Raw genomic sequence first — 17,261 nt, forward strand, 5'->3', positions numbered from 1 at the left:
GTGCTCAGCGGTACTCCGGGTTCGGGTGGTCCGGCGTGGGCCGGTACCCCCAGCGCTCCCCCGATTCCCACTCGTCGCGGACGTTGCCGATCGCGGGGATCCCGCCCGCATCGTTCAGCAGCCTGGCGAGGTGCATGAGGTTGTACGTCATGAACGTCGTGTTGCGGTTCGTGAAGTCGTTCTCGGGGCCGCCGGAACCCTCGTCGAGGTAGCTCGGGCCCGGGCCCGCCTCGCCGATCCACCCGGCGTCGGCGGCAGGAGGGATCGTGTAGCCGATGTGCTGCATCGAGTAGAGCAGGTCCATCGCGCAGTGCTTGATGCCGTCCTCGTTGCCCGTGATGACGACCCCGCCGACCTTGCCGTAGAAGGCGTACTGCCCCTTGGCGTTCCGCTCGCCGCTCATCGCGTAGAGGCGTTCGACGAGTCGCTTGGTGACCGACGAGTTGTCGCCGAGCCAGATCGGCCCGCCGATCACGAGGATGTCGGCGTCGCGGATGCTCGGCCAGATCTCGTCGGGCCACGCGTCCGTCGCCCAGCCGTGCTCGCGCATGTCGGGGAACACGCCCGTCGCGACGTCGTGGTCGACGAGCCGGAAGGTCTCGACGGCGACGCCGTGCTGGCGCATCAGTGCGATGCTCGCGTCCATCAGGCCCTGGGTGTTGCTCACCTCGGGCGACCGCTTGAGCGTGCAGTTGACGTACACGGCGCTGAGGTCGCTGAAATCCGGTGCTGCTGCCATGGAGCGACGGTACTCCGGACGCCCGGGATTCAGTACCGGAGAACGCTGTGTATCTCGACGTCATCGCCGAGCCGGGCCCGCCCGCCGAGGTCGAGGAGCTCGATCGCGACCGATACGCCCGCGACGCGCCATCCGGCCCGCTCGATCAGCGTCGCCGCCGCCTCGACCGTGCCGCCCGTGGCGAGCACGTCGTCGACGATGAGCACGCGCGAGCCCGGGGGAAGCTCGTCCTCGTGCACCTCGAGCGCGGCCGTGCCGTACTCGAGGTCGTACTCCTCGCGGAGCACCGCGCGCGGCAGCTTGCCGCCCTTCCGGACGGGGAGCACGCCCGCGCCCGAGAGCGCCGACGCGGCTCCCGCGAGCAGGAAGCCGCGCGCCTCGAGCCCGGCGAGGTGGTCGAACCGACCGGCGAACGGCGCGGTGAGCGCCTCGGACAGTGCGCGGAACGTCGGGCCGTCGGCGAAGACCGGGGTCAGGTCCCGGAACACGACGCCGGTCTCCGGGAAGTCTGGGATGACGGCGAGCTTCGACTCGACGAGGTCGCGGACCTGCGCTTCGTTCACCGCAACACCCTACTCCGGCCCGAGCTCCGCCATTCGTTCGATGCGGATGGTGGTACCCGCTTGAGAGGATGGTCCGGTGAGCTCCCCCGATCCGAACCCCACGACCGCCACCACCTCGAATCCGCTCCGACTCCCGCCGGCCACGACGCCGGTCACGTCGGTCGCGCCCGGCCTGACGCCGAAGCGGCTGTTCCGGCTCCTCGCGGTCGCCGAGGCGATCACCTGGACCATCCTCATCACCGCGCTCATCATGCGCGCCACGCTCGGCCTCGACTGGGCGGTGCTCGTCGGCGGCTCCATCCACGGCTTCGTCTTCCTCGCGTACGCGTTCACGGCGGCGCTCGTCGGCGTCAACCAGCGGTGGCCGTTCGGGCTGATCGTGCTGGGCGTCGTCTTCGCGATCGTCCCCTACGCGACGATCCCCTTCGAGGTGTGGCTGCTCCGCCGCGACAAGCTCGACGGACCGTGGCGGCGGGAGCCGACCGACCACCCCGCCGACGGCAACGTGATCAACCGGATGCTGCACTGGTTCCTCGCCCGTCCGCTGCTGCTGACCGTGGCCGCCGTGCTCGGCATCGCCGCGGTCTTCACGATCCTGCTCATCGTCGGGCCGCCCGGCGGCCGCGACTGACCGCTCGACCCAGGGCGTGACGAAGGGCGGGGCGGATGCCGCGGCATCCGCCCCGCCCTCGTTCGTCGGGCTATCGGGTTCCGGTCACTCGACCGTCACGCGGTCGATCGAGTGCGTGCCCTTGCCGGCGAACGTGAGGGAGTAGCCCTGCACGTCCGTCAGCGTGAGCCCGTCGTCCGGTGCCCCGGCCGGCTGCTCGTCGGCCCGCTTGAAGGCGTCGAACGGGATCGTCACCTCGTGCCACCCCGCCGTGCGGTCGACGATGCCCGCGACGAAGCGCTCGGCCGTGTCGGGCGCCTGGTAGACGCGGACGTAGTCGACCGTGAGCGACTGCGGGAACTCGAGGTCGTCGCCCAGGGCGCCGCCGAAGTTGCCGCCCACCGCGATGTTGGTGATGAGCGAGAACGGGTGGTCGAAGACCCACTCGTTCGGCGCGACATCCGCCGGGTCGGCCTGGTGGTAGACGATGCCGTCCACTTCCCAGACGATCTCGTCCGGCGTCCACTCGACCGCGAACTCGTGCCAGCCTGCGGGCACGGGCTCACCGAAGTCGTAGATGCCGCCGAACGACTGCCCGCCCGAGTAGCCGGGGCCGTGGATGGTGCCGAAGACCTCGTTCGGCAGGCGCCCGACGTACTCCATGACGTCGATCTCGCCGGTCTGCGGCCAGCCGACCTCGCGGAAGTCGGTGCCGAGCGACCACACCGCCGGCCAGATGCCGCTGCCCTCGGGCAGCTGCACGCGCGACTCGATGCGACCGTACTCGAACTCCTGCTTCTGCTCGGTGATCAGGCGCGCGGAGGTGTACTCGCACGGTCCGTACCAGCACTCGAGCCCGGCCTGCTCGCCGTCGACCTCGCGGGCCGTGATGACGAGGTTGCCGTCGCCGTCCAGCGCCGCGTTGTCGGTGCTGTCGGTGTAGTACTGCAGCTCGTCGTTGCCCCAGCCCCAGCCGCCGGTCTCGTACGACCAGTTCTCCGGGTTCGCGGGCGCGCCCGCGGGGCCGTCGAACTCGTCGCTCCACGCGAGCTCCCAGGTGTCGGGGCCCGCGTCGGGCGCCGGGTCGTCCTGGATGCCGACCGTGATGCGGGTCGGCTTCCCGGTGCCGTTCACCATGAAGCTGATGCCGTCTGCGTCCGACCAGTCCTGGCCGCCGGCGAACTCGCGCGACATGGTCGCCGTGCCGGTGTGGGTGAAGTCGGCGACGCCCTCGAAGGCGGCCTGGCCGTCATAGGCGTCGGCGTCGCCCGCCGCGATCTCGCGGGTCGTGAGCTCGGCATCGCCGGTGACGTCGTAGAGCCACGGCTCCGTCTCGAAGTCCTCGATGAGCGACGGGTCGATCGGGTCGTCGTCCTGGATGCTCACCGGGGCGGTGCGCACGAAGCCGAACTCGGCGCCCTGCGGGTCGGAGAGCCGGATGATGAACGTCTCGTCGACCTCGTGCTTGCCGTCCTCGATGGTGGGCAGCTCGATCGTCGCCTCGCGCTCCCCGGCCGGGATCGTGACCGATCCGCTCGCGGGCGTGAAGTCGCGATCCGCGGTCGCCGAGAGGTCCTCGGTCGCGGTGCGCGCCTCGGTCGCCTCGGCGGCCCAGTCGACCGTGACCTCCGTCTCGGCCACGCGGTTCAGGCGGATGACGCCGGTCACCGTGTCGCCCTCGTCGACCTCGTAGCCCGACCGGTCGAACCCGACCGCGAGCGCGGGCGGCTCGGCCTCGCCGTAGACGAGCACGTCGTCGTAGAGGAAGGTCTGCGGCGTGGTCGTCCGGAGCGACCCGAATGCGTACCCGTGCATGTCGGTGAGGGTCAGCCCGTCGTTCGGGGCGCCGTTGCCGATGTTCTTGCGCGAGAACTCGTCGAAGTCGAACGTGAGGAACTTCCAGCCGCGCCAGTCGTCGGAGAACGAGACGACGAAGCGCTCGGCGTCGTCGGTCGTCGAGCCGGGGTTGCGGTTGTCGAGCAGGTCGAGGAAGAGGTCGGTGCCGGAGCCGTTGCCGTACATCCAGAACCCGATGCCCTCGTAGGTCGACCAGTCCTCGGTCGTCCAGGCGTCCGCGGCCTCGTTCGTGAAGTTGCGCACGACGACGCCGAAGCTCGTCACGTCGAAGTCGGCGCGCAGCACGTCGTTGCCCTCGGGTGCACCCGGAACCGGGGCCGGCGGGGCGTCGGTGCGCTCGAACGCGACGCTGCTGCTCGGGTCCTGCGCCTCGAACCAGCCGACGGGGATGCCGCCGGCGTCACCGCGGACGAGCGGCGACTCGTGGTCGTCGACGATCGTCGTGCGGCCGGTCGGCGGCCCGACGACCTCGCCGTCGTCGTCGAGGATGGTCACCTCGAGCGAGGTGAGCGAGCCGAGCTGCGCACCCGACGGGGCGGTGAGCTGGAGCGAGAAGGTCTCGTCGCCCTCGTCGGCGTCGTCACCGGTCGTGGCGACCTGGATGATGCGGCTCGTCTCGCCGGGCGCGAACTCGACGGTCGTGGTCGGGTCGGCGTAGTCGCCTTCGGCGAGGGTCGCCGTGCCGTCGACGGCACCGAGTTCGACGGTCACGGGCGATGCCGATGCGAGGTCGAGTCGCACCTCGATGTCGAGCGCGTCTCCCTCGATCGCAGAGGCGGCTGCGGTCGAGAAGGAGACCGACGGAGTGAGGTCGGAGTCCGAGAAGACGGCGATGTCGTCGACGCGGATGGTGTCGGAGCCGTTCACGGCGGGGATCGCGTAGCCCCACAGGCTCGTGAGCCCGAGGCCGTCGTCCGGTGCGCCGCCCGGCTGGAAGTCGGTCGCGCGCGTGAACGCCGACCAGGGCAGGCGCACCTCCTTCCACCCGTCGACGTCGTCGACGAGGTCGACGTCGAAGCGCTCCGAGGCGTCGGCGTTGGCTCCGCCGTCGAAGAGCTCGACCTGGTAGACGGCGCCGTTGCCCGAGCCGTCGACCATCAGGGTCACGCCGTCGAAGGCGCTGACGTCGCGGGCTCCGGCGAACGTCTGGCCGACGCCGCCGAACGAGCCGGGGGCGGTGACGTCCCAGCCGTACGAGACGACCTTCGTGGGCCCGGACTGGTCGGGCTTTGCGTCGGGCGAGTCCGCGGCGACGTCGACGATGCCGAAGCCCGCCGCACCGTACGAGAAGAACCCGTCGGGTGCGCCGCCCTCGAAGTCGGCGATGACGGAGATGCTGCCGGCTGCGGACGCCGGTGCTGCGGCTGCGAGTGGCGCGACGACCACGGCCGCAGCTGCCACCGTCGCGGCAGTGCGCCGTGAGAGCGCTCTCTTCTTCGAGTCCATTCGTGCTCCATTGCAGTAGGTGAAGGGAACGACCGAGGTGGTCCCCGACAGGGTAGGCAGGCCCCGACGATTCCCGCAAGCCCCTTGTGGATACTGGGATCGATGCCCAGCTGTCCGGTTCGCACGATCGGCGCCCGGGAAACCGCTCACCCTGCGGTGCCCGAAGAGAGCGCTCTCACAACATATCCAGCATTCTCCGAATCGCGGCCTCGGCCGTCGGTCGCCCGCGGTCCGCGCCCGCGAGAGGAGAATGGGCGCATGCCGATCCTCAACAAGGACATGCAGGTCTGCATCTCCCTCTCCGGTCGCCCGTCGAACCTCGGCACGCGCTTCCACAACTTCCTCTACGACGAGCTCGGACTGAACTTCCTCTACAAGGCGTTCGCGACCGACGACCTCGAGGGCGCGATCCGCGGCATGCGCGCGCTCGGCTTCCGGGGCTGCTCGGTGTCGATGCCGTTCAAGGAGGCCGTGATCCCGCTCGTCGACGTGATGGAGGACTCGGCCGCCGCGATCGAGTCGGTCAACACGATCGTCAACGACGGCCGGCGGCTCACGGCATCCAACACCGACTACGAGGCGGTCGCGCAGCTCATCGCCGAGCACGGCCTCGATCCGGCGGCGCGCGTCGTCGTGCGCGGGTCCGGCGGCATGGCGAAGGCCGTGGTCGCCGCCTTCCGGGGCGCGGGCTTCGACGACCTCACGGTGCTCGCGCGCAACGCGGAGACCGGACCGGCACTCGCCGAGAAGTACGGCTACGCCTGGGTGCGCGACGAGCCCGAGGCATCCTTCGACGTCATCGTGAACGTCACGCCGCTCGGCATGCAGGGGGCGGATGCCGCGTCGCTCGCCTTCGACGAGCCGGTCATCGAGCGCGCCTCGACGGTCTTCGACGTGGTCGCGTTCCCCGCCGAGACGCCGCTCATCGCGGCGGCTCGCGCCGCCGGCACGCCCGTGATCACGGGCGCCGAGGTCGTGGCGCTGCAGGCCGCGCGCCAGTTCGAGCGCTACACGGGCGTCGCGCTCACGCGCGAGCAGGTCGAGCGGGCCGCCGCCTTCTCCCGCGCGGAGCCCTGACCGGCGCATGCTCAGGTGAGCACGCCGGGTAGACTCGGTGCGACCGGCATCCGCCCGCGGCATCCGTCTCGCCGCCGTTTCCAGGAGCTCGCCACCCGTGACTGACGCACCCGCCACGACCGCTGCGCCGACCCCGGCCACCACGACGCCGGTGCTCGACACCGTCGAGGTCGCCACGGCCACCCCCGAGAAGGAGCAGCCGTACGCGGCGCTCGGCGTGAAGCCCGACGAGTACGAGCGGATCCGCAACATCCTCGGCCGCCGCCCGACCAGCGCCGAGCTCGCCATGTACTCCGTCATGTGGAGCGAGCACGCCTCGTACAAGTCGAGCAAGGTGCACCTTCGCCAGTTCGGCAAGAAGGTCACTCCCGAGATGAAGCAGCACCTCATGGTGGGCATCGGCGAGAACGCCGGCGTGCTCGACATCGGCGAGGGCTGGGCGGTCACGTTCAAGATCGAGTCGCACAACCACCCGTCGTTCATCGAGCCGTTCCAGGGCGCCGCGACCGGCGTCGGCGGCATCGTACGCGACATCATCTCGATGGGCGCCCGCCCGGTCGCCGTCATGGACGCGCTGCGGTTCGGCGCCATCGACGACCCCGACACCGCGCGCGTCGTGCACGGCGTCGTGTCGGGCATCAGCTTCTACGGCAACTGCCTCGGCCTGCCGAACATCGGCGGCGAGACCTGGTTCGACCCGGTGTACCAGAAGAACCCGCTCGTCAACGCGCTCGCCGTGGGTGTGCTGCGCCATGAGGACCTGCACCTCGCGAACGCGAAGGGCGTCGGCAACAAGGTCGTGCTGTTCGGCGCCCGCACCGGCGGCGACGGCATCGGCGGCACGTCGATCCTCGCGTCCGACACGTTCGCCGAGGGCGGCCCGACCAAGCGCCCGGCCGTGCAGGTCGGCGACCCGTTCGCCGAGAAGGTGCTCATCGAGTGCTGCCTCGAGCTCTTCAAGGGCGACCTCGTCGAGGGCATCCAGGACCTGGGCGCGGCGGGCATCTCGTGCGCGACGAGCGAGCTCGCGGCGAACGGCGACGGCGGCATGTCGATCGTGCTCGACGACGTGCTGCTGCGCGACCCGTCGCTCACTCCGGAGGAGATCCTGATGTCGGAGAGCCAGGAGCGCATGATGGCCATCGTGCGCCCCGAGAAGCTCGCCGGCTTCATGGAGGTCGTGCAGAAATGGGACGTCGAGACGAGCGTGCTCGGCGAGGTCACCGACTCCGGACGCCTCTCGATCACCTGGCGCGGCCAGGAGATCGTGAACGTCGACCCGCGCACGGTCGCGGTCGACGGGCCCGTCTACGAGCGGCCGATGACCGTCCCGTCGTACCTGGAGGCCCTGCAGGCCGACACGGCCGCGTCGCTCGCCCGCCCCGCCGACGACGCCGGCGACGAGCTGCGCGCCCAGTTCCTGCAGCTCGTCGGCTCGGCGAACCAGGCGGATGCCGCGTGGATCACGAACCAGTACGACCACTACGTGCTCGGCAACACCGCGCTCGCCGCACCCGACGACGCGGGCATGATCCGAGTCGACGAGGGGTCGGGGCTCGGCGTCTCGGTCGCCACCGACGCGAACGGGCGCTACTGCCAGCTCGACCCGCGCCGCGGCGCGCAGCTCGCGCTCGCCGAGGCGTACCGCAACGTCGCCGTGACCGGCGCGACCCCGATGGGCATCTCGGACTGCCTGAACTTCGGCTCTCCCGAGAACCCCGAAGTGATGTGGCAGTTCGCCGAGGCCGTCACGGGCCTGGCCGACGGATGCCTCGAACTGGGCATCCCCGTCACCGGCGGCAACGTGAGCTTCTACAACCAGACCGGCGACGTGCCGATCCACCCGACCCCGGTCGTGGCGGTGCTCGGCGTGATCGACGACGTCGCGCGCCGCATCCCGTCGGGCTGGCAGGACGAGGGGCACAACATCTACCTGCTCGGCGAGACGTACGCCGAGCTCGACGGCTCCGCGTGGGCGGGCGTCGTGCACGACCACCTCGGCGGGGTGCCGCCGTTCGTCGACCTGGCTCGCGAGAAGCAGCTCGCCGAGCTGCTGCGCGCCGCGGCGCTCGAGGGCCTCATCGACTCGGCGCACGACCTCTCCGACGGCGGCCTCGCGATCGCGCTGGCCGAGGGCGTCGGCCGCTTCGGCGTCGGCGCGCGCGTGTTCCTCGGCGAGGTCACGGAGGACGCCGGGATCGACCTCGCGACCGCGCTCTTCTCCGAGTCGACCGGCCGCGTGATCGTGACCGTGCCCCGCGAGGACGACGTCAAGTTCCGCGGCCTCTGCGAGGGTCGCGGCTACCCCGTGCGCCGCATCGGCGTGACGGATGCCGCGTCGAGCTCGCTCGAGGTGCAGGGCGCGTTCACGGTGTCGATCGACGAGCTCCGCACCGTGAACCGCGCTCCGCTCGCCGACGCGTTCGGCCCGATCGTCGGCTACTGAGCCGTCCATCGGGTCCGAGCGGATCGAGGAACGACGCATGCCGGGCGGCGAGCGCCAGACGTACTCCGAGGCGTACGCCGCGGAGCACGGCACCTTCGCGCTGATCCCGGCGGCGTACGTGTTCCTCGTCGACGGCGACCGCGTGCTGCTGCAGCTGCGCGCGGGAACCGGGTACTACGACGGCTGGTGGGCCGCGTCCGCCGCCGGGCACGTCGACCCCGGCGAGACGCTCGTGGCGGGCGCCGTGCGCGAGACGCTCGAGGAGATCGGCGTCGACGTCGACCCCTCCGAGCTCGAGCCGATCACGGCGATGCACCGCACCGCGCCGACCGGCCGGCCGGTCGACCAGCGGCTCGACGTGTTCTTCGCAGCGCGCTCGTGGCGCGGCATCCCGACCCTGCAGGAGCCCGACAAGGCGAGCGCACTCGAATGGTTCGCGCTCGACGACCTGCCCGAGCGGCTCGTGCACCACGAGCGGTTCGCCCTCGAGGGCTGGCGCGACGGCGGCCTGCCGGCGGTCACGGCGTTCGGATTCTGATGGAGGCGCTCGTCGGCGTCCTCGGCGCGCTGTTCGCGGCGGCGCTCGTCGTGGGCATGACGGTGCGCGCCATCCGCGCGCCGCGCGGGCAGCGGGCACGGTCGGCGTTCGGCCCGCTCATGGGCGCGGGCGAGACGTACCAGGAGCTGCACACGGGGCAGCGCGGACTGCACGACTCGGTCATCGAAGCGATCGCCGAGCAGGAGCAGCGCCCCTCGCGGACCGACGCCGACGACGAGCCGCCTCCCGCCTGAGCACGCGGGCTCCGGTGGCTCGTGTCAGGCGCCCTGCGGCGGGTGCACGAGCAGGTCGACGCGCTCGGCGAGGTAGGCGTCGAGCGGCAGTGCCGCATCGGCGAACGCCGGGTTCCAGCGCACGCCCACGATCGAGGTGCCGTCGTCGCGCGGGATGAGCCGGAGCGGCCCGTCGCCGACGGCGAGCGCGTCGGGTTCGAGCGACAGGGGCTCCGCGTCGAACACCACGGTCTCGCCCTCGGGGATCCCGCCCTTGATCGCGGCGGCGCGGTACGCGCGGTGCTCGGCGACCGAGTCGGCGAGCACGCTCCGTCGCACCGCGCGCTCGGCGCGCACCACGCGGCCGGTCGAGTACAGCCGCGCATCGGCGTCGAGCAGCAGCACGCCCAGTCGCCAGACCGGCCCGACGACGCTCATGCGCGGGGCGCGCGGCATGCCGAGCACGCGCCGACCCGCGACGAACTCGGCCAGCGTCTCGGTTCGAGCGGATGCCTCGGCGAGCACGCGCACGGCGCCCTCGACGGCCTCGCGCGCCCGCGCGGCCGCGGCCGCGGCATCCGTCTCGCCCATGTGTCGAGCCTAGACACGGCCGGCGAGTGTCCACGGAATGCGGCTCGGCCGTGCCCGGACCCGCATCGGCCGGACACTCGCACGCCACGCGCTCAGCGTGTGCGCTCGATCAGCGCGAGCAGGGCCATGCCGTAGGCCTCGGCGGCGTCGGGGTGCTCGAACGCGAGCGTGTCGCCGCCGAGGCCGATCGACACCTCGAAGGCATCCGGCAGGCGGCGCAGGCTCCGGAACGTGGCGCGGAGCAGCTCGCGCAGCTGGTCCTCGCGCGGCAGCCAGATGGCGTCGGCGAGCGCGACCGAGTCGAGCGCCCACTCCGTCGTGCCGTTGAAGCCGAGGATCGTGCCGGTCTCGTGCCGGTGCGTCTCGATCGTCATCTCGCTGACCGTGAAGACGTCGGCCTCGGCCTCGGCCTCGACGTTGCTGGGCAGGTCGAGCTGGAAGCGGTCGCCCGACTGCGGATGCCACGCGAGCCCGGCGTCCCGCAACTGCAGGGCGAGGTCTCGGCTGATCATGCGGACACGCTACGCGCTCGCGCCGGCGGGCACCTAGTCGCGCCGCTTCCGGATGCGCGCCGGGCCGAGCCCCGCGCCCAGGCCGACGATGATGATCCCGGCGAACAGGAACCCGTAGCGCCCGCTGAGCACGCCGAACAGTCCGAGCACGACGCCGACGACGACCACCACGCGTGCGATCCGCAGGCGGACACCGGGCTGCGACCACCAGCGCGAGACCAGGCCCCGGATCACGGGCGCGACCCGACGTCGAAGGTGCGACCGATCGCGTCCTCGGCCAGCGCCCACACGCGGGCGCCGGTGCGCGCGTCGCGGCTCGTGCGCGTCGGCGCCGCGAGCCTGGGCGGGCCCTTGACCATCCACTGCGGCCCCCAGAACTGGCCGCCCTCGACGTCGTCGGCGGTGACGGCGTGCACGATCGCCTCCGCTCCGCGGTGCTTGCCCTGCGACCACGCCGCCTGCAGCGCGTCGGCGAACCGGTCGGCCGTCGGCGGCTGGTTGACGCCGGGCACGCGCGGCGTGCGCCCGGAGATCGAGTAGCCCGGGTGGGCGACGATGCTGTGCACGCGGGGCGTGACGGATGCCGCGCCGACCGCCTCCGCGGCATCCGTCGCCGCACGGCGCAGGCGCCGGTCGAGCTCGAACGCGACGGACGCGCCGGCGATCTTCGACTGCGCGTACGCGCGCCAGGCGGAGTACGAGCCGGTGAGCTGGAGGTCGTCGACCCGGAAGGTGGAGAGCCTCGTCGAGAGCGAACCGACGGTGACGACCCGGGCGCCGCGGGCGAGGTGGGGCACGACGCCCGCGAGGAGCGCGAAGTGGCCGAGCACGTTGGTCGCGAGCACGAGTTCGTGTCCGTCGACCGATTCGTTCCGCTCGCTCGGGGTGTGCACCATGCCGGCGTTCAGGACGACCGCGTCGAGCGGTGCGCGATCGAGCAGGCGGTCGGCCCCCGCGCGCACGGAGTCGAGCGACGACGTGTCGATCACGAGCGTGTCGACGGAGGCGCGCGGCATCCGCCCGCGGATCGCGGCGACCGCCGCGTCGAGACGCTCCGGGCTGCGGCCCGAGAGGATCACGTGGGCGCCCGCCCGGGCGAGGCGGGCGGACGTGAAGAACCCGAGGCCGGCGTTCGCTCCGGTGACGAGCACCTGCCGCCCGGCCTGCGGCGGCACCCGCGTCGGGTACCAGTTCACGGGCGGTCCGACCCGGAGCCGTCGGCGATCTCCTCGTGGTGGCGGATCACCTCGGCCACCACGAAGTTGAACCACTTCTCGGCGAACGCGGGGTCGAGGTGGGCGTCCTCCGCGAGCGAGCGGAGCCGCTCGATCTGCCGCTTCTCGCGGTCGGGGTCGCTCGGGGGCAGGCCGTGCTCGGCCTTCAGGCGACCGACCTGCTGGGTGAACTTGAACCGCTCCGCGAGCAGGTGGATGAGGGCGGCGTCGATGTTGTCGATGCTCGAGCGGATGCCGAGCAGCATGCTGATCGCGGCGTCGCGTTCGTCGACCGCGCCGTCGCCCTCGGCCTTGCTGGGGTCGGCGGCGCGGTCGGGAATCTCGGCGGTCATGCTTCGACCCTAGGCGACGCCCGAACCCCATGAGAATCGGCTGCAGGACACGGCCCGCGGGCCGCCCGGCCGATGCTCATGCACGGGGTGCCGGCACCGCCGAGCGGAACGCGCGCAGGCGCAGGCTGTTGCCGACCACGAACACGCTCGAGAACGCCATCGCCGCACCCGCGAGCATCGGGTTCAGGAGCCCGAGGGCCGCGAGCGGGATCGCGGCCACGTTGTACGCGAACGCCCAGAACAGGTTGCCGCGGATCGTGCCGAGCGTGCGGCGCGACAGCCGGATCGCGTCGACCGCGGCGAGCAGGTCGCCCCGCACGAGCGTGAGGTCCGCGGCCTCGATCGCGACGTCGCTGCCCGTGCCCATCGCGATCCCGAGGTCGGCCTGCGCGAGCGCCGCAGCGTCGTTGACGCCGTCGCCGACCATCGCGACCGTGCGGCCCTCGTCCTGCAGGCGGGCGACGACCGCGGCCTTGTCGGCCGGCAGCACCTCGGCGACGACCCGCTCGATGCCCACCTCCGCGGCGACCTGCCGTGCCACGGTCGCGTTGTCGCCCGTGAGCAGGATCGGCTCGAGCCCGAGCCGGCGGAGCCGCGCGATGGCGTCGGCGCTCGTGGCCTTCACGGCGTCGGCGACGCTCAGCGCGCCGCGCACGCGGCCGTCCCAGGCGACGACCACGACCGTGCGGCCCTCGGCCTCGGCGGCGGCGGCGGATGCCTCGACCTGCGGGTCGGGCCCGAACCCCCACTCGGCGAGCAGGGCGGGCCGTCCGACGAGCACGAGGTGCCCGTCGACGACGCCGTGCACGCCGAGGCCGGGGCGGTTCTCGAACGACTCGGGCGTCGGCAGGCTGCCGACCCGGACGGCCGCGCCGTCCGCGATCGCCTTCGCGACCGGGTGCTCGGAGGCGTGCTCGAGCGCCCCCGCGAGGCGGAGCAGGTCGACCTCGTCGACGCCGTCGGCGGCGTGCACGCCCGCGAGCGACATCCGCCCGCTCGTCAGGGTGCCCGTCTTGTCGAGCACGATCGTGTCGACGCGACGCGTCGACTCGAGCACCTCGGGCCCCTTGATGAGCACGCCGAGCTGTGCGCCGCGACCGGTGCCGACGAGCAGCGCGGTCGGGGTCGCGAGGCCGAGCGCGCACGGGCACGCGATGATCAGCACGGCGACGGCGGCGGTGAACGCCGCGGCGGCCGGGAAGCCGCCGCCGAGCCACATGCCGAGCGTCGCGATCGCGATGAGGATCACGATCGGCACGAAGACGCCCGCGACGCGGTCGGCGAGTCGCTGCACCTCGGCCTTGCCCGCCTGGGCGTCCTCGACGAGGCGCGCCATCTGCGCGAGCTGCGTGTCGGCGCCGACGCGCGTCGCGCGCACCACGAGGCGTCCTCCGGCGTTCACGGTGGCGCCGATCACGGCGTCGCCCGTCTCGACCTCGACCGGCACGGATTCGCCGGTCACGAGCGAGGCGTCGACCGCGCTGCGCCCCTCGACGACGACGCCGTCGGTCGCGATCTTCTCGCCTGGGCGGACGACGAACGCATCGCCGACCGCGAGCTGCTCGACCGGGATCCGCGACTCGACGCCGTCGCGGAGCACCGCGACGTCCTTCGCGCCGAGCTCGATCAGCGCTCGGAGCGCCGCGCCGGCGGCACGCTTGGACCGCTTCTCGAGGTAGCGGCCGAGGAGCACGAACATCGTCACGCCCGCGGCGACCTCCAGGTAGAGGTTCGACGCGCCGTCGCTCGGGGCGACCGTGAACTCGAAGCCGTGCACCATGCCGGGCGTTCCTGCGGTGCCGAGGAACAGGGCGTACAGCGACCAGAGGAACGCCGCCGTCACGCCCAGCGAGACGAGCGTGTCCATCGTCGCGGCGCCGTGCCGCAGGTTGACGAGCGCGGCCCGGTGGAACGGCCAGGCCGCCCACGTCACGACGGGCGCGGCGAGCGCCAGCGACGCCCACTGCCAGTACGTGAACTGCAGCGCCGGGATCATCGCGAGGAGGATCACCGGGACCGAGAGCACGATCGCGGCGATGAGCCGCGTGCGCAGCGACCTGAGCTCGGCGTCGGCGCGGTTCTCCACGGGGGGCGCGCCGGCCGGCGCCGGCGGGAGCTGGGCGCGGTAGCCCGCCGCCTCGACCGTCGCGATGAGCTCGGGGTCGTCGACGCCGACGGGCGCCGAGACCCGCGCCTTCTCGGTCGCGTAGTTCACCGTCGCCGTGACGCCGTCGAGGCGGTTGAGCTTCTTCTCGATGCGCATGGCGCACGAGGCGCAGGTCATGCCGCCGATCTCGAGCTCGACGACGCGCTGGTCGCCGGACCCGGTCGCGACGTCGGTCACCGGTGGGCCTCGGCGTGCCCGGCGGCGTCGCCGTGCCCGGCTCCGTGCGGGTGCTCGGTGCCGTCGCCGTGATGCGCGAGCTCGTCGCCGGTCGCGGCGATCGCGGTGACGACGAAGGGGACGGACCGGACCACGCCGCCCTCCATCAGGTCGAGGTAGAGCAGGTACCGCCCCGGCGTGGGCGCACTCGCCATGAAGGCGATCTCCGGGCCGGGCACGGTGACGCCGTCGCCGGGCACGCCCAGCGGGTGCACGTGCAGGTAGGCGAGGTCGCCCTGGCGGAGCGCGACGAGGTGCCCGTACGCACCGAGGTACGGTTCGAGCGAGGTCACCGGGGCGCCGCCTCGGGTGACGGTGAAGACGAGCTCGCCCACTCCGCCCGCGACGAGGGTTCCGTCGAGTTCGACCTCGAGGCCGCCGACGCTCGAGGTGATGGCATCGGTGGTGCGCGGCTCGGGGACGAACTCGCCCGCGACCTCCACGGTGCTCGTGAGCGTGATCGTCTCGCCGAGCGCCGTGGGCGTGATGTCGGCGAAGACCCGGTAGGCGCCGGCCGCGTCGAACGTGAACGGGATCCGCCAGGACCCGTCGCCGTGCAGGGCGGGGTGCACGTGCCGGAAGTGCGCGCCGTCGGTCCGCACCACGATGAGGTGCAGCGGCCTGTCGTGCGAGATCTCGACGTCGGTGACCGCGACGCCCGAGGCATCCGTCACTGCGAAGGAGATCTCGCCCGCCTCGCCGGCCCGGGCGGGCGCGGTGAGCGCGGTGAGGGTCAGTCCTCGGTGCGAGACCGCGAGTCCGCGCACGTCGTCGGCGGATGCCGCGTGGGCGGCGTGGGCGCCGTGCCCGGCGATCATGGTGTCCATGGGAGCCTCCTCGTTCGAGGTCCGGGCGGCCGGTGGATCGGCCGAGGTGATGGGTGGCGCCGGGGCGGCGTCGAACCGCCCCGGCGTGCGCGCCGTCAGACGCGCACTGCGGAGTAGCCCGCCTCCTCGACGGCGGCGATCACGCCGGCGTCGTCGAGCTCGGCGGGGGCGGAGAGGGTGAGGGTGCCGGCGGCCGCCGAGACCCGGATGCCGGTCACGCCCGACACCTGCTCGACCTCCTCGCGCACCGACAGTTCGCAGTGCCCGCACGTCATGCCGGTCACCTGGTACTCGCGCTCGCTCATCGGGTTCTCCTCTTCTGGATCGGATCGTGTTCGAGGGTACCCCAGAGGGGTACTTGTACCAAGTCGAACGCAATACCCCAATGGGGTATTCCGACGAGTGCCGATGCGACCATGCCGATCGAGTCAGCGCGCCGTCGGCGGTGGCATGAGCGGGACCGGGGGCGCCGCGGCATCCGCCGGTCGCTCCCGCTCCCACCACGCAGCGAGCGCGAGGACCCCCGGGTCGGCGAAGCGCGGACCCGCGACCTGCAGGGCGATCGCACGACCGTCCGAGGTCGTTCCCGCGTTGATGCTCACCGCCGGCTGGCCCGACATGTTGTACGGGAGCGTGAACGCGATGTGGGCCATCCCGAGGTCCTCCTCGCCCCACGGCATCGGCCGCTCGGCGGGGAACGCGGCCATCGGCGCGACCGGCGACAGGACCGCGTCGAACGGCGCGGTCGCGAGGACCGTGCGATGCCTGAGCTCCCCGATGTCGTCGTACGCAGCGAGCGCGGCCGTTCCGGAGACGCCGGCGCCGGGCGCGACCCACCGGGCGATGTACGGCAGCACGCGGTCCCGCGCCTCGGGCGTGAGGTCGTCGTAGGTGCGACGGAACCGCACCCGCCAGAACCGGTCGACCTGCCCGAGCAGCCCGTCGTCGAGGAACGGCGCGAGCTCGACGACATCCGCCCCCGCCGAGGCGAACCGTTCCGCGGCCGCCCGCACCGTCGCGGCGACCTCGGGATCGACGGGCAGCCCGGCTCCCGCCTCGGTGTGGACGGCGATCCGGAGCCCGCGGACGTCGACGGCCGGATCCGCCCAGTCGAGCCGCTCGTACGGCAGCGAGGTGTGGTCGCGCACATCCGGTCGCGTCACCACCGCCATCGCCGCCGCGAGGTCGGCGACGCGGCGGCCGATCGGCCCACCCGCGCGCCCGAGGTACGGCGGGTCGATGGGCACGCGCCCCGCGCTGGGCTTCAGCCCGACGAGCCCGAGCCACGCCGCCGGGAACCGGATGGATCCGCCGATGTCGCTGCCCATGTGGATCGGGCCGAGGCCCGCCGCCGCGGCCGCACCGGCACCCGCGCTCGAACCGCCGACCGTGAGCGCCGCGTCGAGCGGGCTGCGGGTGATGCCGTGCAGGCTCGAGACGCCCGACGAGAGCATCCCCCAGTCGGGCATGGTCGTCGAGCCGAGCACCACGGCACCCGCCTCGCGCAACCGGGCCACGATCGGCGAGTCGGCGTCGGGGACGACGGGCGCGGATGCCGCAGAACCCGACCGCGCGGCGACGCCCGCGCGCAGCATGTTCTCCTTGACCGTGACCGGCACCCCGTCGAGCGGGCCGATCGGCGCACCGCGCCGGTGACGGTCGGCGCTCGCCGCGGCATCCGCCCGCACCTGATCGGGATCGTGATCGGAGAAGGCGTTCACGACCGGCTCGAACCGGACGATGCGCGCGAGGGCGTCCTCGGCGACCGCGAGGGGCGTCGCCGCGCCTGCGCGGAACGCCGCGGCGAGGTCCGCCGCGGAGGAGGTCGCGTCGACGGCGGGATGAGGGGCGGGCTGCGAGGCGCTCGTCACC

17 protein-coding genes are annotated in these 17,261 nt (G+C 72.7%); 5 read left to right on the forward strand and 12 right to left on the reverse strand.

Annotated elements, in window-relative coordinates:
- Nucleotides 1-4: 4 nt before the first annotated feature.
- A complete protein-coding gene (locus ACFVHK_RS00470; RefSeq protein ID WP_129233708.1) occupies nt 5-739 on the reverse strand; it encodes a flavodoxin family protein in 735 nt (244 codons plus the stop codon).
- 29 nt (nt 740-768) lie between these two features.
- On the reverse strand, nt 769-1,302 hold the full coding sequence (locus ACFVHK_RS00475) for an adenine phosphoribosyltransferase (RefSeq protein WP_376927096.1): 534 nt from the start codon (nt 1,300-1,302) through the stop codon (nt 769-771).
- A gap of 76 nt (nt 1,303-1,378) precedes the next feature.
- On the opposite strand from ACFVHK_RS00475, the gene ACFVHK_RS00480 reads away from it, so the two are divergent.
- Nucleotides 1,379-1,933 (forward strand): DUF3817 domain-containing protein, encoded by a 555-nt coding sequence (locus tag ACFVHK_RS00480; RefSeq protein ID WP_376927097.1) that lies wholly within the window; start codon nt 1,379-1,381, stop codon nt 1,931-1,933.
- An 84-nt stretch (nt 1,934-2,017) separates the two neighbouring features.
- On the opposite strand, the gene ACFVHK_RS00485 is transcribed toward ACFVHK_RS00480, so the two are convergent.
- Nucleotides 2,018-5,215, reverse strand: a complete 3,198-nt coding sequence (locus ACFVHK_RS00485; protein WP_376927098.1) for a carbohydrate binding domain-containing protein — start codon at nt 5,213-5,215, stop codon at nt 2,018-2,020.
- 258 nt (nt 5,216-5,473) lie between these two features.
- Here ACFVHK_RS00485 and ACFVHK_RS00490 point away from each other — a divergent pair, with 258 nt between their 5' ends.
- From ACFVHK_RS00490 to ACFVHK_RS00505, 4 genes are all read left to right on the forward strand, one after another.
- On the forward strand, nt 5,474-6,292 hold the full coding sequence (locus ACFVHK_RS00490; protein WP_376927099.1) for a shikimate 5-dehydrogenase: 819 nt from the start codon (nt 5,474-5,476) through the stop codon (nt 6,290-6,292).
- Between the two features lie 97 nt (nt 6,293-6,389).
- Entirely contained in the window at nt 6,390-8,738 is a 2,349-nt protein-coding gene (gene purL, locus ACFVHK_RS00495; RefSeq protein WP_376927100.1) for a phosphoribosylformylglycinamidine synthase subunit PurL, read from the forward strand.
- 37 nt (nt 8,739-8,775) lie between these two features.
- On the forward strand, nt 8,776-9,276 hold the full coding sequence (locus ACFVHK_RS00500) for an NUDIX hydrolase (RefSeq protein WP_376927101.1): 501 nt from the start codon (nt 8,776-8,778) through the stop codon (nt 9,274-9,276).
- Nucleotides 9,276-9,530, forward strand: coding sequence for a hypothetical protein (locus ACFVHK_RS00505; RefSeq protein WP_376927102.1), 255 nt, complete (start codon nt 9,276-9,278; stop codon nt 9,528-9,530). The genes ACFVHK_RS00500 and ACFVHK_RS00505 overlap by 1 nt, the downstream gene beginning before the upstream one ends.
- Before the next feature lie 24 nt (nt 9,531-9,554).
- On the opposite strand, the gene ACFVHK_RS00510 is transcribed toward ACFVHK_RS00505, so the two are convergent.
- The 9 genes from ACFVHK_RS00510 to ACFVHK_RS00550 form a co-directional block, all read right to left on the reverse strand.
- Nucleotides 9,555-10,100 (reverse strand): hypothetical protein, encoded by a 546-nt coding sequence (locus tag ACFVHK_RS00510; RefSeq protein WP_376927103.1) that lies wholly within the window; start codon nt 10,098-10,100, stop codon nt 9,555-9,557.
- A gap of 92 nt (nt 10,101-10,192) precedes the next feature.
- A complete protein-coding gene (locus ACFVHK_RS00515) occupies nt 10,193-10,612 on the reverse strand; it encodes a pilus assembly protein CpaE (protein WP_129233716.1) in 420 nt (139 codons plus the stop codon).
- A 33-nt stretch (nt 10,613-10,645) separates the two neighbouring features.
- Complete coding sequence (locus ACFVHK_RS00520; RefSeq protein ID WP_129233717.1) at nt 10,646-10,846, reverse strand: hypothetical protein; 201 nt, start codon at nt 10,844-10,846, stop codon at nt 10,646-10,648.
- Complete coding sequence (locus ACFVHK_RS00525; RefSeq protein WP_376927104.1) at nt 10,843-11,808, reverse strand: SDR family NAD(P)-dependent oxidoreductase; 966 nt, start codon at nt 11,806-11,808, stop codon at nt 10,843-10,845. The genes ACFVHK_RS00520 and ACFVHK_RS00525 overlap by 4 nt, the downstream gene beginning before the upstream one ends.
- Nucleotides 11,805-12,179 (reverse strand): chorismate mutase, encoded by a 375-nt coding sequence (locus tag ACFVHK_RS00530; RefSeq protein WP_207207190.1) that lies wholly within the window; start codon nt 12,177-12,179, stop codon nt 11,805-11,807. The genes ACFVHK_RS00525 and ACFVHK_RS00530 overlap by 4 nt, the downstream gene beginning before the upstream one ends.
- 76 nt (nt 12,180-12,255) lie before the next feature.
- On the reverse strand, nt 12,256-14,463 hold the full coding sequence (locus tag ACFVHK_RS00535) for a heavy metal translocating P-type ATPase (protein ID WP_376927640.1): 2,208 nt from the start codon (nt 14,461-14,463) through the stop codon (nt 12,256-12,258).
- 56 nt (nt 14,464-14,519) lie between these two features.
- Nucleotides 14,520-15,389: a heavy-metal-associated domain-containing protein gene (locus tag ACFVHK_RS00540; RefSeq protein WP_376927105.1), complete on the reverse strand. Its 870-nt coding sequence runs from the start codon at nt 15,387-15,389 to the stop codon at nt 14,520-14,522.
- Between the two features lie 95 nt (nt 15,390-15,484).
- Complete coding sequence (locus tag ACFVHK_RS00545; RefSeq protein ID WP_129235669.1) at nt 15,485-15,694, reverse strand: heavy-metal-associated domain-containing protein; 210 nt, start codon at nt 15,692-15,694, stop codon at nt 15,485-15,487.
- A 123-nt stretch (nt 15,695-15,817) separates the two neighbouring features.
- Nucleotides 15,818-17,260 (reverse strand): amidase, encoded by a 1,443-nt coding sequence (locus tag ACFVHK_RS00550; RefSeq protein ID WP_376927106.1) that lies wholly within the window; start codon nt 17,258-17,260, stop codon nt 15,818-15,820.
- Between the last annotated feature and the right edge of the window lies 1 nt (nt 17,261).

It is taken from the genome of Agromyces binzhouensis (genome assembly GCF_042672355.1).
Lineage (GTDB): Bacteria > Actinomycetota > Actinomycetes > Actinomycetales > Microbacteriaceae > Agromyces > Agromyces binzhouensis.

What these genes read in the sequence shown, in the direction of transcription:
- ACFVHK_RS00470 (WP_129233708.1), bottom strand. Translation starts at nt 739, where the DNA reads ATGGCAGCAGCACCGGATTTCAGCGACCTCAGCGCCGTGTACGTCAAC.
- ACFVHK_RS00485 (WP_376927098.1), bottom strand. Translation starts at nt 5,215, where the DNA reads ATGGACTCGAAGAAGAGAGCGCTCTCACGGCGCACTGCCGCGACGGTG.
- ACFVHK_RS00490 (WP_376927099.1), top strand. Translation starts at nt 5,474, where the DNA reads ATGCCGATCCTCAACAAGGACATGCAGGTCTGCATCTCCCTCTCCGGT.
- ACFVHK_RS00500 (WP_376927101.1), top strand. Translation starts at nt 8,776, where the DNA reads ATGCCGGGCGGCGAGCGCCAGACGTACTCCGAGGCGTACGCCGCGGAG.
- ACFVHK_RS00505 (WP_376927102.1), top strand. Translation starts at nt 9,276, where the DNA reads ATGGAGGCGCTCGTCGGCGTCCTCGGCGCGCTGTTCGCGGCGGCGCTC.
- ACFVHK_RS00510 (WP_376927103.1), bottom strand. Translation starts at nt 10,100, where the DNA reads ATGGGCGAGACGGATGCCGCGGCCGCGGCCGCGCGGGCGCGCGAGGCC.
- ACFVHK_RS00515 (WP_129233716.1), bottom strand. Translation starts at nt 10,612, where the DNA reads ATGATCAGCCGAGACCTCGCCCTGCAGTTGCGGGACGCCGGGCTCGCG.
- ACFVHK_RS00530 (WP_207207190.1), bottom strand. Translation starts at nt 12,179, where the DNA reads ATGACCGCCGAGATTCCCGACCGCGCCGCCGACCCCAGCAAGGCCGAG.
- ACFVHK_RS00535 (WP_376927640.1), bottom strand. Translation starts at nt 14,463, where the DNA reads ATGACCTGCGCCTCGTGCGCCATGCGCATCGAGAAGAAGCTCAACCGC.
- ACFVHK_RS00540 (WP_376927105.1), bottom strand. Translation starts at nt 15,389, where the DNA reads ATGGACACCATGATCGCCGGGCACGGCGCCCACGCCGCCCACGCGGCA.
- ACFVHK_RS00545 (WP_129235669.1), bottom strand. Translation starts at nt 15,694, where the DNA reads ATGAGCGAGCGCGAGTACCAGGTGACCGGCATGACGTGCGGGCACTGC.